This is a genomic window from Lacinutrix sp. C3R15, from assembly GCF_018860825.1.
Lineage (GTDB): Bacteria > Bacteroidota > Bacteroidia > Flavobacteriales > Flavobacteriaceae > Oceanihabitans.
Window position 1 is genome coordinate 109,556 of the sequence record NZ_JAHKPZ010000023.1, and the last position, 21,419, is coordinate 130,974.

14 protein-coding genes and 1 pseudogene are annotated in these 21,419 nt (G+C 33.9%); 2 read left to right on the forward strand and 13 right to left on the reverse strand.

Annotated elements, in window-relative coordinates; all coding sequences use genetic code 11:
- The 13 genes and pseudogenes from KO494_RS16105 to KO494_RS08365 form a co-directional block, all read right to left on the reverse strand.
- Positions 1-6,084 (reverse strand): HYR domain-containing protein, encoded by a 6,084-nt coding sequence (locus KO494_RS16105; RefSeq protein ID WP_215967140.1) that lies wholly within the window; start codon positions 6,082-6,084, stop codon positions 1-3.
- Positions 6,085-6,312: 228 nt separating this feature from the next.
- The gene (locus tag KO494_RS08310; protein ID WP_215967141.1) at positions 6,313-6,717 is read right to left on the reverse strand and encodes a hypothetical protein; all 405 of its coding nucleotides are present in this window, start codon (positions 6,715-6,717) and stop codon (positions 6,313-6,315) included.
- 190 nt (positions 6,718-6,907) lie between these two features.
- Positions 6,908-7,066, reverse strand: a pseudogene (locus tag KO494_RS16110) (hypothetical protein); the annotation flags it as partial.
- A 6-nt stretch (positions 7,067-7,072) separates the two neighbouring features.
- Positions 7,073-7,798 carry a DUF2911 domain-containing protein gene (locus tag KO494_RS08320; protein ID WP_215967142.1) on the reverse strand — a complete coding sequence of 242 codons (726 nt, stop codon included), beginning with the start codon at positions 7,796-7,798 and terminating at the stop codon, positions 7,073-7,075.
- Between the two features lie 10 nt (positions 7,799-7,808).
- Positions 7,809-8,342, reverse strand: coding sequence for a hypothetical protein (locus KO494_RS08325; RefSeq protein ID WP_215967143.1), 534 nt, complete (start codon positions 8,340-8,342; stop codon positions 7,809-7,811).
- Positions 8,343-8,543: 201 nt separating this feature from the next.
- On the reverse strand, positions 8,544-11,897 hold the full coding sequence (gene secA, locus KO494_RS08330; RefSeq protein WP_215967144.1) for a preprotein translocase subunit SecA: 3,354 nt from the start codon (positions 11,895-11,897) through the stop codon (positions 8,544-8,546).
- Between the two features lie 342 nt (positions 11,898-12,239).
- Positions 12,240-12,461, reverse strand: coding sequence for a DUF2795 domain-containing protein (locus tag KO494_RS08335; protein WP_006989959.1), 222 nt, complete (start codon positions 12,459-12,461; stop codon positions 12,240-12,242).
- Between the two features lie 156 nt (positions 12,462-12,617).
- Complete coding sequence (locus tag KO494_RS08340) at positions 12,618-13,190, reverse strand: cob(I)yrinic acid a,c-diamide adenosyltransferase (protein ID WP_215967145.1); 573 nt, start codon at positions 13,188-13,190, stop codon at positions 12,618-12,620.
- Positions 13,191-13,721: 531 nt separating this feature from the next.
- Positions 13,722-14,039, reverse strand: coding sequence for a type II toxin-antitoxin system RelE/ParE family toxin (locus KO494_RS08345; protein ID WP_215967146.1), 318 nt, complete (start codon positions 14,037-14,039; stop codon positions 13,722-13,724).
- Entirely contained in the window at positions 14,030-14,272 is a 243-nt protein-coding gene (locus tag KO494_RS08350; protein ID WP_215967147.1) for a hypothetical protein, read from the reverse strand. Before KO494_RS08350 ends, KO494_RS08345 begins: the two co-directional genes overlap by 10 nt.
- A gap of 227 nt (positions 14,273-14,499) precedes the next feature.
- Entirely contained in the window at positions 14,500-15,186 is a 687-nt protein-coding gene (locus KO494_RS08355) for an ABC transporter ATP-binding protein (protein ID WP_215967148.1), read from the reverse strand.
- Between the two features lie 66 nt (positions 15,187-15,252).
- Positions 15,253-16,026: an O-methyltransferase gene (locus KO494_RS08360; protein WP_215967149.1), complete on the reverse strand. Its 774-nt coding sequence runs from the start codon at positions 16,024-16,026 to the stop codon at positions 15,253-15,255.
- Positions 16,027-16,155: 129 nt separating this feature from the next.
- A complete protein-coding gene (locus KO494_RS08365) occupies positions 16,156-18,018 on the reverse strand; it encodes an ABC-F family ATP-binding cassette domain-containing protein (RefSeq protein WP_215967150.1) in 1,863 nt (620 codons plus the stop codon).
- A gap of 106 nt (positions 18,019-18,124) precedes the next feature.
- Between KO494_RS08365 and KO494_RS08370 the strand changes: the two genes are divergently transcribed.
- Both KO494_RS08370 and KO494_RS08375 read left to right on the forward strand, forming a co-directional pair.
- Positions 18,125-18,919: a polysaccharide biosynthesis/export family protein gene (locus KO494_RS08370; protein WP_215967151.1), complete on the forward strand. Its 795-nt coding sequence runs from the start codon at positions 18,125-18,127 to the stop codon at positions 18,917-18,919.
- 3 nt (positions 18,920-18,922) lie between these two features.
- The gene (locus KO494_RS08375) at positions 18,923-21,406 is read left to right on the forward strand and encodes an exopolysaccharide transport family protein (RefSeq protein ID WP_215967152.1); all 2,484 of its coding nucleotides are present in this window, start codon (positions 18,923-18,925) and stop codon (positions 21,404-21,406) included.
- Positions 21,407-21,419: the final 13 nt, after the last annotated feature.

Consider the following 21,419-nt stretch of genomic DNA (forward strand, 5'->3'; position numbering starts at 1 on the left):
TTAATCGTTTTGTGTTTCTCCAGTTAGGCTATAGTTTCCAGTAATTATGGCGTAGTCTAAAAAGTTTATGGTTTGGTTATTGTCAAAATCTACGCGACTATCATAACCAATCTGTGTAGAATTTAAACCGTAGGTACTAGATAATATACCATAGTCTAAAAAAGAGACCGTGTTATCATTATTAGCATCACCTGCTAATAATGGGCTTACTGTTTCTGTTTGATTTCCTGTTAAACTAACATTTAAAAGACGTTGTAAATACATTGGGTGTTTTACTAATACTTTATAATTTCCTGGCAGAATTTCTGTGCTTAAAATTAATGCTCCAACAGGGTTGGCAGTTGCATTTAAACTGTAAGCAGGATTTACTAAGTCATTTTCATCATAAATAATAACTGTATAATTACCAGTATAATCGGTTCTTGCTTGTAGCGAAACATTTAAGTGTAATATATAAGTTGATTTTACAGTTATAGTTTGATTACATGAAGTAGATACGTTTCCGTAAGCATCTGTTGCTGTCCAGGTTATAATGGTATCTCCTAGAGGATATGGATCTGAAAGTAATAAAGCATCGTCTCGTATGCCAGTATACGTAATTGCTCCTGTGCAATTTTCTGTAACTGTAGGTTCTATAATTGTTATAGATGCCTCTGTTGTACCATTAGGGATAGTTTCAACAATATCAGCAGGACATGTAATTACAGGTATTTCATCATCTGTAATTGTAATAGTCTGTTCACAAGTACTTGAGTCGTTACCTGTAGTATCTGTAGCTGTCCAGGTAATAGTTGTATCACCTACAGGATAAGGATCTGTTAGTAAAAGGGCGTCACTTCGTACTCCTGTGTAGGTAATATTTGCAGAACAATTATCGGTTGCTGTAGGTTCTATAATTGTTACGTTAGCATCACAATATCCAGTGTCTGCAGTTTGTGTTATGTTCTCCATACAGGTAATTACAGGTACTTCATCTTCTGTAATGCTTATTGTTTGCTCACAAGTTATAGATTCATTACCAGAAGCATCTGTTGCAGTCCAGGTAATGGTTGTGTCACCAACAGGGTAAGGATCTGTTAGCAATAAGGCGTCATCACGAACACCAGAATATGTAATGCTAGTAGCGCAATTATCGGTTGCAGTAGGCTCTGTAATCGTTAGCGTAGCTTCGCAAAGTCCTGTGTCTGCGGCTTGTGTTATATCTTCAGGACAAGTAATTACAGGTGCTTCATCATCTGTAATTGTAATAGTCTGTTCGCAAGTTATAGATTCATTACCAGAAGCATCTGTTGCAGTCCAGGTAATGGTTGTGTCTCCAACAGGATAAGTATCTGTTAATAATAAGGCGTCATCACGAACACCAGAATAGGTAATGCTAGTAGCGCAATTATCGGTTGCAGTAGGTTCTATAATCGTTAGCGTAGCTTCACAAAGTCCTGCGTCTGCGGCTTGTGTTATATCTTCAGGACAAGTAATTACAGGTACTTCATCATCTGTAATTGTAATAGTCTGCTCACAAGTTATAGATTCATTTCCAGAAGTATCTGTAGCTGTCCAGGTGATGGTTGTTTCTCCAACAGGATAAGCATCTGTTAACAATAAGGCATCATCACGAACACCAGAATAGGTTATGCCTGAAGAACAGTTATCGGTTGCAGTAGGTTCAATAATCGTTACTGTAGCTTCACAAAGTCCTGCGTCTGCTGTTTGTGTTATATCCTCAGGGCATACAATTACAGGTACTTCATCCTCTGTAATGGTTACTGTCTGCTCACAAGTTAAAGATTCATTTCCAGAAGCATCTGTTGCAGTCCAGGTAATGGTTGTGACACCTACAGGATAAGCATCTGTTAGTAATAAGGCATCATCACGAACACCAGAATAGGTAATGCCTGCAGAACAATTATCGGTTGCAGTAGGTTCTATAATCGTTACTGTAGCTTCGCAAAGTCCTGTGTCTGCGGCTTGTGTTATATCTTCAGGACAAGTAATTACAGGTGCTTCATCCTCTGTAATTGTAATAGTCTGTTCGCAAGTTATAGATTCATTACCAGAAGCATCTGTTGCAGTCCAGGTAATGGTTGTAACACCAACAGGATAAGGATCGGTTAATAATAAGGCGTCATCACGAACACCAGAATAGGTAATGCTAGTAGCGCAATTATCGGTTGCAGTAGGTTCTGTAATCGTTACTGTAGCTTCACAAAGCGCTGCATCTGCTGTTTGCGTAATATTTTCAGGACATGTAATTATAGGAACTTCAGTGTCTTCAATAACGGTCCAGATAAAAGTTTCAATAGCATCTGTACTTCCTGTTTTAGAAACAGTAACAGTTACTTGGTGTACACCATCACTATTTAATCCTCCTGTAGTAGCACTAGAATCAATAGTACCAAAAATAAGCCCGTTAGTTGGTTCCATTTGCAGTCCGCTTGGTTGTCCACTAATAGAGTAAGTGAAGTTTTCGTTAGCATCACCACCATTTGCAATAACTGAAAAATCAGAAATTTCTGAGGCGCAACTAGTAATATCAGCAATAGGATCTATAATAATATCAGAACCTTGTAGTGCCAATATTTCAATAGCATTTACCATTGGGTTTTCAATATTTCTGAAAAATTCAATTTCTAAAATACCATCTAATACAAGCACATTGTGTTGAATCATACCAGCAACACGATGTCCATAGGTTGCTGAAGGGTCAAAATTTTGTAAAAAGCGTTGGTTTTCAATGTCTACACTATAAATTCTTTCACCAGGATCTGAAGTACCATTGTATAAATTAGCGACATAAAAATTAACAATATAATCTCCGTTAGGTACAGGAATAGAAAATATCATAGGAATTGAAGTCACGCTAATGCTACGTTGTGAATTCATTACTGTTTCGTAGGTTGTTTGGTCTATATATGAAGGTATTGATGCGTCTTTAGCTGTGTAGTCAAGCGTAGAAATATTGTATCTAGATCCAGAAGAAACTGCATACGATGTACCAGTAAACGTTCCGTTTGTATCGTTTGCCTCCCAGTCTGGGCCAGCATCTGATGCAGCAACTAAAGGGCCTCCTGCATTTATTCTAACTAAAGGAGAATAAGTGTCTGTAATTTCACCTGTAACACTTATGGAAATAGGAGAGTTGTTTCCAGAATGTACAATTTCTAAAGAAGCATTTTTAACACCTATATTACTATTAGAAATAAAGTGTATCGGAATATCTTCATTCGTTCCTGCATTAATAGTTAAAGGCAAAGCAATATCTGTAGCAAACATAGCAGCATCTGTACCAGTAAAATTAAGAGCAGTTATGGTTATGGCGTCATCTGTTGGACCTCCTTCATTACTAATATTAAGTGGTTTTGTTCTTAAAGAATTTGTGGTAGGAGTTAATCCAAAATCTAATGGATTAGGTGTAGCTGCTAATATACCGTTTTGGTTTTCGTAAACTTCAATATAATCCCAGGTAGCAGTAAAAGGGTTTGCAGAAGCGCCAGTATCTCTAGCGGTAGAAATAATACTAATTGCTAAGCCTTTATTATCTGTAGCATCTAAAAAATTTAGCGGCAAGGTTATGGGGCTTCCTAAAACAATTAATGTTTGTCCGTCATCTATAGAGTAAAATGGTTGCGCTGTATTTGCAGAAGGATCTATACTAAAATATAGGTTTACAGAGCCAGCATCTAAAATATTAGGAACATCATAAGTGTTGTTTATGGTTACCACGCCATTATTTTCTAATAGTACTTGTAAGCCATTTACAGTATCGGCATTACTAACGCCATTCATTAAAACAAGCTTTAAATAATTATCTTGATCACCATTACCAAAACTAATACCACAGGATTGAAAATCTACGGGTTGTGTTTGTGAACCATTAATACCAAAATATGGAGATTCTATTTTAGATTGAATAGTAAAAGGATTAGAATTGCTATCTACTTGTACACCAAATTGAAACCCATTATCTTGATTATTAGTTATGGCATCACCAATAGTTACATAATCTACTGTAGCCTTACCAGCAGCACCTCCAAAGGAAAGGTCTGCTTCATCAAATTGTGTTAAGTAGTCTGTGCTTCCAGAAGGGTCTAACATCAAACCTGTAAAACCTAAGCCAAAAAAACCAGTTCCAGGATCGTTATTCCAAAAAGCAAAATGAACAGGAAGGTTCGTGTTTAAACCGTTATTAGCATCTAGAGCAAAAGCGTCATTAACGTCTAATATGCCATCATTATCATCATCAGGATCATTTAAATCTGAAATAAAATCACCATCATTATCGTTAGGTTTGCTCCCTTGAGAACAAATGTTTGTGCCATTATCAATTTCATCTTGGTTAGAAAAACCATCACCATCATTATCTGCAAGAGGGTCGTATTCTGGTTCTCCTGGTTGCGCACAATCTAAATCAGAAGGCTCAAAAATAGTAATGTTATTTGCTCCATAAGTAGCAGCCCAAACAGTACCAGGAAAAATATCTGTATCTCCTTGCGCTGTAATATCTAAAGGTAAAGCGCCAAAACCACTAAAAATAATTTCTTGCTCTAAAACAGTGTCTCCAGCAGCATTTAGTGCATATCTGTTAATGTCTCCATTAAAAGAAGCGGTTAAGATGTTGCCTTGCATAATACCGCTAAAATTAGATGCTTTAAACTCTAGTATACCATTGGTAGAAGAGGGTCTAACATCTAGAATGTTTACTTTAGTGCTGCCAACAGGCTCATCTACAAGGTATTCTCCAAAACGAGGGTCATCTGGGAAATCACTAATAGAAAAAGAAGTATTAAAATATCCCGAAGTTCCTGTTAATAAAGATTGTAAGGTGTTGGTACTAGTAGCAACCCAGGAACCATTAATTTTTTCATAGGCAATTACTTCTGCTCGAGAAGGAAAGGCATTAATAGGAATTGGATGTCCTCCGTAATATGTTTTATTAGGATCGTTTATTGTACCTACAAAATGTAAAGGATCGCCAATTAAACTACTTCCAGATTCATTCATTTCATTTTTTATGTAATGATTTAAAGGATCGTAAGTAACTGTGCTTTCGTCTCCTAAAAAGGTGTCTGTTGCGCTGTCATAAATTTTAGGAACGCCTCCCCAAAGGGAGTTAGGTCCATTATCTGAAGTGTAGATTCTTCCGTTGTCGGTAACTACAACATCATAAGCATTTCTAAAACCAGGAGCAAATAATTGTATTGGGCCTCCAGCTTCTGGAAAAGCTTGGTTTAAACTGTTGTTTCCTCCAAAAGGATCGTTTATATCTATGGTTGCATCTCGTAAAGGATGCCCTACAGGATATGGAAAATCTGCATGTGTTTTATCTATATCTAATCTTGTTGGGTCATTAAGTGTAGGTAAATCATATACGTAATCGGTATTGTTTCTTGGGTCTGTATAGGTAGGCATACCTTCTAACTGAGTTAAATCTACAATAAGCATAGAAGCAGAAAGAAAATACTCAGGAGTGCCAGCAAAATTATTACTTGGTGCTCCTTTGTTGGTATTACCACCTTGCACAATTAATAGGTATTTGTTTCCTGCGCGTTCAAAAGTGTCCATACCATTGATGGCATGATTTTCTTCGCATCGAGGTAATCCTCTTATAAGGTCTACTTTATCCCAAGAAGTACCATTCCATTCTAATTTAGATAGAATACCAGAATTGGTGTCTAGGTTAGTGTCACTACCAGCGCCACCACCACCAAATAAAAAGTCTGATGAGGTTACGTATAAAATAGGATTTGTAGGCGTTCCTGCAGTAACAATTCCTGTTATTAAACGTTGTTGTGTAGGATTAGAAATTCCAGAATCATCATGATTAACAATACCTGTTTGTATAGTGGTAATTTCTTCTGTATTGGTAATGGTATAGGTTCCGTTTCCTGATGTAGCAGCGTCTCTACTTATAGTATACGCCAAAATTTTCCCGTCTTGTTGTGCTATATATAGCCTGTTGTCTGGTCCAAATTCTAAAGAAGTAGGGTTAAGTACAGATTCTCCTACTAGGCTGGATGATCCAAAGCTAATGGTTTGAGCATTTGTGTTTAAAGAAAAGTGTAAGGTAGAAATTAAGAGACATAGCACAAAATTTCGCTTTATTGTAAAGTAAAGCTGCATCATTTTTTTTTGTTTTTTTTGTTTATTAAGTGCTATTAATCAAAAAAAAATAAAGAGATGTAAGTTGCTTAATAGCAACATGTTAAATTTAAGTAATAATGACTAGATTTAGACGCTAGAGGTGTTTTTTTCGTTGAAATGGAAAAAAACAAGGTGTTTTGTAGAGCAAGAAATAATAAGGTAAGAAAATATGTTTTATTCTTCGTTTAATTTGTTAATAGCTGCTAATCTGCCAATAAAAAATGCTGCAATTACAGAAATTATACCGGAAATGATAGACCAAGTAGGATGAGACATAGCCAAAGAGCCACCAATAGATCCTGTAATGATTATTGCGGATACTATATAGGCAGGGATTAATGAGTTTTCTGAAACGGCTGTAGATGCAATCATACCGCCAACAATACCAAAACAATGCGCTACAATAACTAGAATCATTGCTCCTTTAGGTATTAAATGCATGTTTTGTTTAATAGATTCTGGCTCCATAGGATTAGCTCCTTGCGGGAAAGTAAAAAACTGAGGGCCTAAAATATATAATAAAAATACTACTAATCCAGCAACAACAAGACCAACAGTAATGGCAAACACGTTTCTCATATCTTTAATTTTGGTTAGGTATTTTTAAAGATACAAAAAAATATTAGTTAAAAAATTTAGAATATGTGTTGTTTTGGTTTTTGTTGTACCATATTGTAAAAAAAGACTTGAAGTATATACTTCAAGTCTTTTAATTAATATAATTGTTTTGCTAGGTGTATTAAGTTGTTTTTTTTCTACCAAAAACCATTCTCCTTTGGCTATTAGCTTTGCTTGTTTGTGTTGGTGATGCTCCTTTAAATAAGAAAGAAATTACGTCTTTATTTATCTGATCTATTGTAGGTTTAAACAACTCAAAAGCTTCAAACTTATAGATTAATAAAGGATTTTTTTGCTTATTAACTATTATCGAATTTTATCTGATATGTATTGGAATGGAAATAAGTGTTTTATCCAAAGAGAGTGTTAGTTCAATATGATTAGGGGCTAAATAAATAAAATTAGCAGTTAAATTTTTAGTAGGTAAAATTAATTTTTTTGAATCTACAGTTAGTTCTGCGGCTATTAGATTCTTATCTAATTTATTGCTATTTGTAATGCGATAAAAAACCACTAGCCAATCGTTACCAGGGAAAGATTCCATTAATTTATTTACAGGTTTCCAATCGTTACCTGGAAATTTTATGCTGTTCTCTCTTGGTTTCCAGTCATTTCCTGGAAATTTTAGTTTAGAATTTTTAGGGTTCCAATCGTTGCCAGGAAAGCGAATAAGAGAATTGTTTTTTGGTTTCCAGTCGTTTCCCGGAAAAGCAGCAATAGAATCCTTGTTAGGTTGCCAGTCATTACCTGGAAAAAATAAAATATAGTACTTACCTGCTTTTAGTTTTATGTTATTTACTAGTATGTCATTATTGAATTCTATTACTGTTTTACCGTTAGCGTTTTGCTTCCATTGATTTTTATAATTTTTTAATCCTTTGTTGTGATTTAGTGTCTGCTTTTTAGGCAGGTTGATGCTTGTTTTTAATTCTGTTTCACCAATTTTTTGGATAGTGATATTGGTAACTGTTTGTTCTTGTGCTCTTGAAACAGCGGTAGTACATAGCACAAAAAGGGTGTAATATAGTAAGTGAATTTTCATAATAATGTTTTTAGTTATGTATGTATTCTATGATATCGTTTTGAATAGGAAATATTGGTTGTTCATTTTGTCTTCCAGGTGAAGGATTTGCGATGTTTTCTATTACCACATTTACAGCGTCTTGAGGATTTACTTGTGATCTTGATAAAATAAGTTTTCCTTTTCTATCATAATTTTCTAATAAAGATGTAGTCGCTAAAAAAGCTTCTAGGTTTGTAAACTTAAAGTCAAAATAGACCTCTCTAATTCCATTACTTATATGCGTGCCGCTTATCTTAATTGTGTAAAGCGGAATGCTTTTTTCGTGTGGTCTTAAATTTGAATAGTCTAGTAATACAGTGGTATATTCTTGTTCTAACTGGTTTACTTTAAAAGGTTCTATTTTATAATCATCTATTCTAATATAAAAACTTAAATAGTTTGGGTTAAATAGAATATTTCTTTCTGTGATTTCGATAGATCCTGGATTAGGATTGTTAATTGTAATTTGGGCAGATGCATTATAGCTTAAAAATATAGCAATAATTAAGAATAAATTTTTCATGGGATACCTAGTTTTAAGTTTATAGATTTTGTAGCATTGGTTAACCCTATAATAATTGGTTTTAAAGGGAAACAAAAAGTCCAATGCTCACTATTTAATATAAAAAATCCTGATAGGTTAACATCAGGATTTTTTTTGTGTATTTAAAAGTCTATAGACTAATAATAACTATGTATTTGGTTTCTATTTTTAAAACATTATTTATTCTTCAATTAAAACCCATTCGCCTTTAGCTATTAAAGGTTCTGCTTGTTTGTATTTTACGGTTTTGTTTTCACCACTCATAACGTGTTTGATAGTAACCTTGTCGTTACGTCCTATTTTTGGCTTGTCACGTACTATTGTTTCTACTACTTCTGGTTGACGTTGCGTATTACTAGCAGCTCTGTTTTGAGCAGAACGTTCGTCTAGGTTAGGAATCTCTTCTTTTTGCGTTTGTAAGTTTTCTTTTTTACGCGTTTCTTTCGCTTCTTGAATAGTAGATTCTTGGGTTGGTAATTCACCTTTAAATAAGAAAGAAATTACGTCTTTATTTACCTGATCTATTGTAGATTTAAACAACTCAAAAGCTTCAAACTTATAGATTAATAAAGGATCTTTTTGCTCATGTACAGCTAATTGTACCGATTGTTTTAACTCATCCATTTTACGAAGATGTGTTTTCCAAGCGTCATCAATAATAGCTAGTGTGATGTTTTTTTCAAAATCTGTTATTAATTGTTTTCCTTGAGACTCATACGCTTTTTCAAGGTCTGTAACTACTTGTAAAGATTTTACACCATCTGTAAATGGAACAACAATTCTTTTAAATTTATCGCGTTGTGTTTCGTATACATTTTTAATAATAGGAAATGCAACTTCTGCATTGCGTTCCATTTTAGCTTTGTAATGTTCAAAAGCTGCTTTATATACGCGTTGCGCAATTTCTTGAACAGAAAGTTTGGCAAATTCGGCTTCTGTAATTGGCGAGCTCATAGAGAAATAACGAATTAACTCAAATTCGAAATTTTTATAATCGCTAGCAGCTTTATTTGTGTCTGCAATGATTTCTGAAGTATCATAAACCATATTGGCAATATCTACACGAAGACGTTCACCAAATAATGCATGGTGTCTACGTTTGTAAACTACCTCACGTTGTGAGTTCATAACATCATCATACTCTAATAAACGTTTACGTACACCAAAGTTGTTTTCTTCTACTTTTTTCTGTGCTCTTTCAATAGATTTAGAAATCATAGAGTGCTGAATAACTTCTCCTTCTTCTAATCCCATTCTATCCATCATTTTGGCAATACGTTCACTACCAAAAAGACGCATTAAATTATCTTCTAAAGACACATAAAATTGTGAACTACCAACATCTCCTTGTCTACCAGCACGACCACGTAACTGTCTGTCTACACGACGCGAATCATGACGTTCTGTACCAATAATTGCTAAACCGCCAGCAGCTTTTACCTCGTCTGTTAATTTAATATCTGTACCACGACCAGCCATATTGGTTGCAATAGTTACTTGTCCGCTTCTACCTGCTTCATCTACAATTTCTGCTTCCTTTTTATGTTGTTTAGCATTTAAAACATTGTGAGGTACTTTTCGTATAGAAAGCATTTTTCCTAATAACTCAGAAATTTCAACATTAGTAGTACCAATTAAAACAGGTCTTCCTGCTTCTGATAGTTTGGTTACCTCATCAATAACCGCATTGTATTTTTCACGTTTGGTTTTGTATACTAAATCTTGTTTGTCATCACGTGCAATAGGTTTGTTGGTTGGTATTTCAACAACATCTAATTTGTAAATCTCCCAGAACTCACCTGCTTCTGTTACAGCAGTACCTGTCATACCAGAAAGCTTTCTGTACATTCTAAAGTAATTTTGAAGGGTTACTGTAGCAAAAGTTTGGGTAGCATCTTCAATTTTTACATTTTCTTTAGCTTCAATCGCTTGGTGTAAACCGTCAGAATAACGACGACCATCCATAATACGACCAGTTTGCTCGTCTACAATCATTACTTTGTTATCCATTACCACATACTGCACATCTTTTTCAAAAAGGGCATATGCTTTTAGTAATTGATTAAGGGTATGTATACGTTCTGATTTGATTCCGAAATCACGAAATAAATCTTCTTTTTGTTCTGCTTCTTCTTCTTTGCTTAATCCTTTGGCTTCAATTTTTGCAATTTCAACACCAATTTCAGGCATGATAAAAAAGTCAGGATTGTCTTTTCCAGAAAGGTATTCAATACCTTTATCTGTAAGTTCTATTTGGTTGTTTTTTTCTTCAATTACATAGTACAGTTCTGCATCAATCTTAGGCATTTCCCTGTTGTTGTCTTGCATGTAATAGTTCTCGGTTTTTTGAAGTAGTTGTTTAACACCTTCTTCACTTAAAAACTTAATTAATGCTTTGTTTTTAGGAATACCTCTGTATACACGAAGTAATTGAAAACCACCTTCTTTTTCATCGCCAGAAGCAATTAGTTTTTTAGCTTCTGCTAATACACCTGTTAGGTATTTACGTTGTACCGAAACAATATCATCTACCTTAGGTTTTAAGGCATCAAACTCATGTTGATCTCCTTTAGGTATTGGACCAGAAATAATTAATGGCGTTCTTGCATCATCTACTAAAACAGAATCTACCTCATCCACAATAGCGTAGTGATGTGGACGTTGCACTAAATCATTAGGGTTATGTGCCATATTATCACGTAGGTAATCAAAACCAAACTCGTTATTGGTACCATAGGTAATATCTGCATTGTATGCTTTTTTACGTGCTGCAGAATTAGGTTGGTGATAGTCAATACAGTCTACGCTTAAGCCGTGAAATTCAAAAAGAGGAGCCATCCATGCGCTATCTCTTTTTGCTAGATAGTCATTTACGGTTACTAAGTGTACACCACGACCAGCTAAAGCATTAAGGTACACAGGTAGCGTTGCTACTAATGTTTTACCTTCACCTGTTTGCATTTCGGCAATTTTACCTTGGTGCATAGCAATACCACCAATTAATTGCACGTCATAATGAATCATGTCCCAAGTAATAGGTTTTCCTGCAGCATCCCAGGAGTTTGCCCAGGTTGCTTGATCTCCTTCAAGGGTTACATAGTCATGCGCTCCAGAAATTACTCTATCAAACTCATTTGCAGTAACTGTAATAGAAGTGTTATTAGTAAAACGTTTTGCTGTTTCTTTTACTACAGCAAAGGCTTCTGGTAAGATATCGTTTAAAACCTCTTCGGTTATTTTATAGACTTCGTCTTTAATAGCATCAATTTCTAGATAAATATCTTCTCGTTTATCAATATCTTCTTCGTTATCAGCATCTAGTAAAAGGGCGTCTATTTTATCTTGAAGTGGTTTGCGTGCCTCTGCTATTTTTTCTTTAAAGAAAGCTGTTTTTGCTCTTAGTTCATCGTGCGATAAAGCTTCTAGAGCAGCTTCAAAGGATTTAATTTTATTTACTAAAGGTGTTATGGCTTTTACGTCTTGTTTAGACTTGTCGCCAACAAATACTTTTAGTACAGAATCTAAAAAACTCATGTGTATATGTTTTTGGTTGCTTGGTTTTTTAAATGGTGTTTTTACTTTGTTTATAGTAAAACACTTGGGTAAAACAAGCTTTTAATTGTTATTGTGTATGTAATGAAAATAAAATAGAAATTTACAAGGTTCCTGTTTTGAGGAGATTGCTAATTTCAACAGATACTTCAAGGCAAGCCTTTTAGTATCTTTTATTCATTTCAAAGATACGTTATGTTGTTATGTTATTTAAAAATATTATAAAATAAGGTGATGATTTTCCTTAATTTACAAAATGTTATTATTTGTGTCAACAAAAAAAGCCTCGAAATGAGACTTTTTTATTGGTAATTTTATTTGATATTAATATTCGTCCTCATTCCAGAGGTAATCTTCGTCTGTTGGATAATCCGGCCAGATTTCTTCAATGGAGTCATAAGAATCTCCTTCATCTTCAATTGATTGTAAGTTTTCAACAACTTCTAAAGGTGCTCCTGTTCTAATTGCGTAATCAATAAGTTCGTCCTTTGTTGCTGGCCAAGGTGCATCACTTAAATAAGATGCTAATTCTAAAGTCCAATACATTTCTAAATGATTTTATTTTTTGCAAAAATAAATTTTTAGTTTAAATAGTCAAGAAAAAAGTGCATTATTTTTTCAATAATTAAAAGAACGTCTTCTTTACTGAAACTACTTGATACTAAAGTATTTTGCAGTGTTACTAATTACAGACGAAACGTATTAGTGCTTTTCAGGAATCCATTTTACCTCGTCTGCCTTTAAATCATAAGACAACTTTCGTGCCAAGACAAAAAGGTAGTCAGATAATCTGTTTAAGTACATTAAAGTGTTTGGTTCTATAGTTTCTATTTCATTTAAGGCAGTAGCTAAACGCTCTGCACGCCTACAAACACAGCGTGCAATGTGACAGAATGACACGGTTTGATGTCCGCCAGGAAGCACAAAGTGTGTCATTTGTGGCAAGGCTTCATTCATAGTGTCCATTTCTTTTTCGAGTAGTTCTATGTTTTCAGACGAAATTTTTGGAATGTTTAAACGTTCTTTTCCATTTTTAAGCATGGCCTTTTCTGGGTCTGTGGCTAAAACAGCTCCTACGGTAAAAAGTCTGTCTTGAATATGAATAAGTGTTTCTTTGTACTTGCTGTTTATATCTTGGTCTCTAATTAAACCTATATGCGAGTTTAGCTCGTCTACAGTGCCATAGCTATCTATACGAATATGATGTTTAGGTACTCTTGTGCCTCCAAAAAGTGCCGTGGTACCTTTATCTCCTGTTTTTGTGTATACTTTCATTTGTTTGTTGTTATCGTTTTGAGCTTAAGGGTATCATGTGTTTTACTAAGTAACACCTGTTTAATATGCTCACTTCCTGTTAAAAGTTTAAAGTTAAATGTAATCAAGGAAAAGACAAAAGGATTGCTCGTTAAAAGTTTTGGAAGAGGGATGAGGTAGTAGGGATGAGGTTTGAGGTATTAGGTGTCTGCGGATAGTTTTATCTAACATATCAAAAAGACCCTCTATTTCAGCTCCTTCCTTTAGCTAAAGGAAGGTGATTTTTTGTTTTAACAAAAATCCGGAAGGTTTGCCTTAAAAGGCGAAGCCCTTTTTTTAGGTATGATAAATAAAAAAAAGTTTCTTCTGAGTAATTTTATTCTAGAACATCAAAAAAGACCCTCTATTTCAGCGCTTTCCTTTAGCAAAAGAAAGGGCCTTTTTCGGTTTGCTGTAAAATCGGAAGGTTTGCCCTAAAAGACGAAGCGTTTTTATATAAAAAAGAAGAGGAGAAGCTATTGTTTTTTAGAAGAAGACAAGGTTGTTCAACTGTTATTTTTTTCGTTCTATTTTTATTGGGTTTTGTCGGGTATCAAAAACATCACTGATTTCAATTCTGTTCTCTTTATCATTTATCCAATAAATAACTTTGTAATTTTTATAGATTAAATATCTAAATTCTTGTTTTCTACTCTTAAGAAGTTCTTCGGTTTGCCCAATTTTTGGTTGCCTTTGTAGTTTTAAAGTCTCGTTATAAATTCCAATAACGATTTTTTTTGCTATTCTAGATCCTGCTTTTTCTCTATAATATTTATAAATTTTTTCTATTTCTTTTTGAGAAAAATTAGTCCAAAATAGTTTTAATTCCATTTATCAATCTTGGCTTTTAATTTGCTTGACTCTATAAGTTGACCATTTGTTGAATCTTCCATAGATTTATCAATTCGAGAATTAAATTCTTCTATTGTCATTGGTTTAAAATCTTCATTATTAAGATTTTTGTTTTCTTTTTTAAGGATTTTTTCAATTCGTGAAATAACATCTTCACTTTGAATTTTTAAAAACTCTTGAATAAGTTCCAATTTTCTTGTTTGTAAATCCATTTTATTCGCTTTTTATCAAAGATACAAAATTATCAATTTAAGCCTCTAATTTTCTTAGATTGAAGAATTTTACGGCTTAAAGCGAACAAAAAATACCAGATTAAAGCGCTTTCCTTTAGCAAAAGGAAGGGGCTTTTTTGGTTTACCTAAAAATCCGAAGGTTTGCCCTAAAAGGCGAAGCGCTTTTATATAAAAAAGAAGAAGGAAAGTTTTTTAACTACTAACAATTATCTATTTCTAGTATCACTTTCAATAAGTCCATCACGTAAACGAATAACTCGGTGTGCATGATCAGCAATTTCTTCTTCATGTGTTACCATAATAACCGTGTTTCCAGCTTTATGAATAGTATCAAACAAACCCATAATTTCTTCTCCGGTTTTAGAATCTAGATTTCCTGTAGGTTCATCGGCCAGAATAATAGAAGGCTTGTTAACTAAGGCTCTACCTACCGCAACACGTTGGCGTTGCCCTCCAGAAAGCTGGTTTGGTCTGTGGTCCATTCTGTCTGCAAGGCCTACATCTTCTAGTACTTCAGCAGCGCGAGCATGGCGTGCTGTTTTTGAAATTCCTGCGTATACCATTGGTAATGCAACATTATCTAGAGCTGTAGTACGAGGTAAGAGATTAAAGGTTTGAAAAACAAAACCAATTTCTTTATTGCGAATATCTGCAAGCTGATCGTCAGACATTTTGCTAACATCTTGACCGTTTAACAGGTAGTTACCATCTGTAGGAGTGTCTAAACAACCTAAAAGATTCATAAGAGTAGATTTACCAGAACCAGAAGGCCCCATAATTGCTACATAATCGCCACGTTCTATATTTAAATCTATTCCTTTTAAAACATGTACTGTTTCTGTACCTAGTTTAAAATCGCGAATAATATTTTTAATTTCAATAACGTTATTCATCTTTTATTTTTTGTTGCTACAAGTTAAAATATATTTATAAAGTAAGACGCTTTTTAGTAAAAGTTGTTACACTCTAATGGTGAAATGTTCTTTTTCTTGTTCTTTACGGAAAAATGCAAATCCCCAAAAAAAGGTGTCAATAGTTACGGTAACTTTTGGGTGTTTCATAATTTCTTGCCAAGCTTCTGTCATGGAAGCAGACCAATGGATGTCATCAAAAATAATCAAAGAATCATTATGAATGTTATGTAGTAAAGACTCAAAGTAGTGTAGTGTAGCTTCTTTCTGGTGGTTTCCGTCTATATAAATAAGGTCGAAAACGCTAGTATTTAATTGGTGTAATTCGGTATTAAAATTACTGGTTTTTAGCGTTGTGTTTTTGCAATGAAAAGCCTCTAATTGTTGTTTTGCTATTTGTGCTGTTTCTGGGCAACCTTCAATGCTTGTTACGTTTCCGTTTTTGTTTGCCAAACTTAAAGCTACAGTAGCTAAACCTAGAGATGTACCTAGTTCTAGCGTGTTTTTGGCTTGTAAGTAGTTGGTGATTCTATAGAGTAATTGCGCTCTTTTTTTTGTTATTCCTGCGGTTTTTGCAATTTTAGATACTTGTCTTTGGTTGGTTTTAAAAATACGACTTCCTGCGCCAAAATCGGTTACAGAAATGGTAGTATTGTTTTTGTATAAGCTTTCTCTGTACTGTTTTAAGGTGGTGTAATCTTTATATTTTGTTTTGTTATAAAAACATTGGGTTACCAGATTGTAAACAAAAGGGGAATGTACACCATGTTGGTTAGTAGATTTTTTTAAGAATTTTAAGTATTGTTTGGCTTGGTATAACATGATTAATTTTAAAAAGGCAAAAGTTAAAAAGATTTCTCGACAAGCTCGAAATGACAATTTCAACTAGCAACTAGCAACTAGCAACTAGCAACTAGCAACTAGCAACTAGTAACTAGTAATCTGAAAAATCTATTCTTCCATTTTTTCCATGAGTTCAAACCAGCGTTCTTCTTTGGTTTCCATTTCTGTGATAATGCTTTGCAGTTGGTCTGAAAGTGCTGTGATTTTTTCTTGGGTTAGTGTTTCGTCTAGAAACTTTGCTTCTAATTCCTTTTTATCAAATTCTAAAGATTTTAGTTTGCTTTCAATGTTTTTATATTCTTTTTGTTCGTTGTAAGATAGTTTTGTGTTGCTGTCTTTTTTCCAGGATTTCTTTTCTTTCTTATTGTCGTTGTCTTCGGTTAAGACGGGTTGACTATCTTCATAGGCTCTAAAATCGCTGTAGTTTCCAGGAAAATCTTCTACTACACCTTCGCCTCTAAAAACAAAAAGGTGATCTACAATTTTATCCATAAAATACCTATCGTGAGAAACCACAATGAGGCAGCCAGGAAAATCCAGTAAGAAGCTTTCAAGAACATTTAAGGTAACTATGTCTAGATCGTTAGTAGGTTCATCTAATATTAAAAAGTTAGGATTTTGAATTAAAACCGTACATAGGTAAAGTCTTTTTCTTTCACCACCACTAAGTTTTTCAACAAAGTCGTATTGTTTTTTTCTGTCAAAAAGAAAGCGTTCTAAAAGCTGTTGTGCGCTTATTTGTCTTCCTTTTTTTAGTGGAATATAATCGCCAAATTCCCGAACCACGTCAATTACTTTTTGGTCTGGTTTTACTGTAATACCACTTTGCGTATAGTACCCAAATTTTACGGTTTCACCAATGGTTATTTTACCGGTATCTGGTTGTATGGTTTGGGTAAGAATGTTTAGAAAAGTAGATTTTCCTGTTCCGTTTTTACCAATAATACCCACGCGTTCTCCTTTTTGAAAGTTGTATTCAAATTGGTCAAGAATGGTTTTGTCTTTAAAAGATTTAGATATTTTGTGCAACTCTATAATCTTGCTACCAAGTCTTTCCATGTTGAGTTCTAGTTGCACTTCATGGTCGTTTCTGCGTTGGTGTGCTCTGTGTTTTATTTCGGTAAAATCATCAATTCTGGATTTAGATTTTGTAGTTCTGGCTTTTGGCTGTCTACGCATCCAGTTAAGCTCCTTTTTAAAGAGTTGTTTTGCCTTACCGGTTTCAACGGCTTCTCTGTTTATTCGTTCTTCTTTTTTCTCCAGATAATACGAGTAGTTTCCTTTGTAAGCAAATAATTCACCTTGGTCTAGTTCTATAATTTCATTACAAACGCGTTCTAAAAAGTAGCGATCATGCGTTACCATAAAAAGGGTAATGTTTTCTTTGGCAAAAAAGCTTTCTAGCCATTCAATCATTTCTAAATCTAAATGGTTGGTAGGCTCATCAAGAATTAGTAAGTCTGGTTTGTTAATTAGTGCGTTGGCTAGTGAAAGACGTTTTTTTTGTCCTCCAGAAAGCGCACTTACTTTTTGGTTTAAGTCTTCTAGATTAAGTTTAAAGAGTATTTGTTTGTATTGTGTTTCAAAATCCCAGGCATTATGTCTGTCCATGTTTTCAAAAGCTTTTTGGTATGCTTCTGTGTCTTCCGGATTTAAAAGTGCTCTTTCATAAGCTTTAATGACTTTTAAAATTTCATTGTCAGAGCTAAAGATGGTGTCTTCAATGGTTAGATTTTGGTCTAAAAGCGGTTCTTGTGGTAAAAAGGAAACAACAATGTCTTTTCTAAAAATTACTTGCCCTGTATCTGGTTGGTCTAGTTTAGCAAGAATGTTTAGAATAGATGTTTTTCCAGTTCCGTTTTTAGCAACAAACGCTACTTTTTGGTCTTTATGAATACTGAACGAAATGTCTTGAAAAAGCGTTAGCTCTCCGTAAGATTTCGATATATTTTCTACGTTAAGATAGTTCAATTTTAGTCTTTTTTACAAATAACGTATAAAATACCAAAAAAAGTTCTATAAGTTTTTATATTCCTACTGAAAACTTATATTTGTTACGTAACATTAAACTTCAACAATGAAGAAACTTTTTTTTGCGTTCTCTTTACTTTTTACTGTATTTATTAGTTCTTGCATACCTCATAAAGATACTTTGTATATTCAAAACAAAGGGAGTCAGGTAGATTCTTTACAAACCATAGTAGAGCAACAAAAAGCCTATCGCGTTCAAATTAACGATATATTAAATATTCGTGTAAAAGCTTTAGATCAGGAAAATGTCCAGATTTTTAACCCTATAGGTAATGGCGATTTAAATGCTAGTGGTGTAGAGAAATCTTATTTTGATGGTTTTACTATAGACTTACATGGTAATATTAGAATACCAACCTTAGGTAAAATGAATGTGCTGGGGTATACTACCGAGGAGATTGAACAAATGATTGAAGAAAAGCTGTTAGAAGAACAATTTAAAGAAACTGCAAATATATTTGTTACCGTAAAACTTACAGGGTTAAAGTATGTAACTACCGGAGAAATTGGTAATACAGGTACAAAAGTTTTATATCAAGAGCGTGTTAATATATTAGAAGCTATTGCTAATTCTGGAGATATTCCTGTAACAGGAGATAAAAAAGACGTATTGATTATAAGGCAATACCCACAAGGGCAAAAAGTACACCATATTGATTTAACCGATGTTAACGTGATGCAATCGCCATATTATTATATACAACCCAATGATATGATATATGTAAAGCCTTTAAGACAAAAGGCTTGGGGAACAGGTACTAATGCCTTGCAAAACATAGGTGCAGTTGCTACTGTGTTGTCCTTGATTTCTACTACTATAATATTATTACAACGTATATAACTTATGGCCTACAAAGAATTTGATGATATAGAAGGGTTAGAATCTAATCATGTTGCTTTTGATTTTAAAGGCTTCTTGTTTAAGGTTATTAACTTATGGAAATTTGTATTATTATGTATTGGTGCTGCTTTAATTATAGCCTATCTTATTAATGTGCGTAAGCAGGATGTATATAAGCTAGATTCTTTAATAAGTGTAGAGAACGATCAAAACCCTTTTTTTACCGCCAATACCAGTATTTCTTTTAATTGGGGAGGGGTTTCAGGTAAAATGGGAAAGACCATTACCACCTTGCAAACAAGAACACATAATGAGCTGGTTGTAGATTCATTACAGTTTTATATGGATTATCTAAAAGAAGGTAAATACCGAAAAGAAGATATCTATAAACGAGCGCCATTTCAAGTAGATTTAGATATTAAAAAACCACAGGTACTGGGGAAACCTATAGGAATTCGTTTTATAAGTGCTACCCAATTTGAGATTTTTACTGCCTATGAAGGTGCAGGAGGTAGCGGGCAAATATACAGTAGCAAAGAAGTAGTACCAGTAACAGTACCAGTAGGAGAATTTACAAAAAGTTTTTCGCTAGGTGAGCCTGTAAATCTGCCTTTTTTTAGCGGAACACTAATGCCTAGAGCGCATAGAAATATAAAACCAGGAACTGAGTTTTATTTGCGCTTTAAAAACTTTGATGGCGTTGTAAATTCTTATAAAAAAAGTATAAGTGTAGGCTCTTTTAATTCTTCAAACTCTCCAGTATTAAGGCTTTCGTTAGCAGGAAATAATAAGGGTAAAATTGTAGATTACTTAAATACTACTGCAGCTATATTGAGTAGAACCGAGTTAGAACGTAAAAATTTATATGCAACCAATACCATTAAATTTATTGATAGTAGTTTGGCAGCAGTAAATACCGATTTAACCGATGTTACTAAAGAGATGAATTCTTTTAGAAAGAAAAACAAAGTCTTTGATGTAAGTGTAGAAATGACTAACATTTCAGGTAAGTTAAAATCTTTTGAAGCCCAAAAAGAAGCCGAAGAAACCAAGTTAAACTATTTAAATAGGTTAGAAAGTTACTTACAGACTAAAACCGATTATACCAATATAGCAGCACCTACTTCTGTAGGGATTTCTGAAGGGAATATTTTAACAAGCGTGTCTAAAATAACAAACCTGGCTATTGAGCGTAGAAGTTTAGAATATACTACTAGAGAGTCTTCCGCTATTTTTAAAAATATAGACAGACAAATAGATGCAGAAAAAAATGTGTTGCTGGAAACTATTAAATCTACCATAAGCACGATCAATCTTCAGTTAGGTACTATTAATAGAGAGATTGCTATTTTAAGTGCTAAGTTAAATGACTTACCAGAAGACCAACAAGAGTATTTAAAGATTCAGCGAAAATTAGATATTAGCCAGGAAGCGTATAATGTGTATATGAATAAGCGCAGTGAAGCAGCTATTGTAAAAGCGGCTAATATCTCGGATATCACCATTGTAGATGAAGCAAAAGATATTGGAGGAGGAAGAATAGGGCCTAATACTTCCTTAAATTATATGATGGGGTTAATGCTGGGTTTCTTTATTCCGTTGTTTTTAATATTTGTTATTTTTCTATTAGATAACACAATTCATGGTTCTGATGAGGTAGAGCATTTATCTAGCATTCCAATTTTAGGGCTTATAGGTAAGTATCGCTACCATAATAACTTAGTGGTTTTTGAAAAACCAAAGTCTGCAGTAGCAGAGTCTTTTAGAGCAATTCGATCTAGCTTGCAGTATTTTTATAAAAACAAGTTAAAAGAGGAACAAGAAGGAGGTAAAACCATAATGATTACCTCTTCTGTAAGTGGAGAAGGGAAGACCTTTTGTTCTATTAATATTGCAACAGTATATGCCTTATCAGGAAAGAAAACAATATTATTAGGACTGGATTTACGTAAACCAAAGATATTTGATGATTTTGGTTTAACCAATGAAAAAGGTATTGTAAACTATTTTATTGGCGATAGTGAATTTGATGAGGTAATAAATACTACACATGTAGAAAACTTAAGTGTGGTTACTTCAGGACCTATCCCTCCAAATCCATCAGAGTTGCTTATGAGTGACAAAATGGGAGCGTTAATACAACGGTTACGTCAAGAGTATGATATGATTGTATTAGATACACCACCTTTAGGTTTAGTTACCGATGCCTTAGAGTTGGTGCAGTATGCAGATGCTTCTATTTTTATGGTTCGTTTAGATTATACTAAAAAAGGAATGTTACAATTAATAAACGCGAAGTATCGTGCAGGTGAGGTAAAAAACATCAGTTTTGTGCTTAACTTCTACAAACATAAGTCTAACCATAATTATGGGTATGGCTATGGTTATGGGTACGGTTATGGCTATGGTGTTTATGGTAACGCCTATCATGAAGACTCAAAAAAGTCATTATTTAAAAAAGTTAAAGCATTTATTAAAAGTATTTAATATATTGTTATCG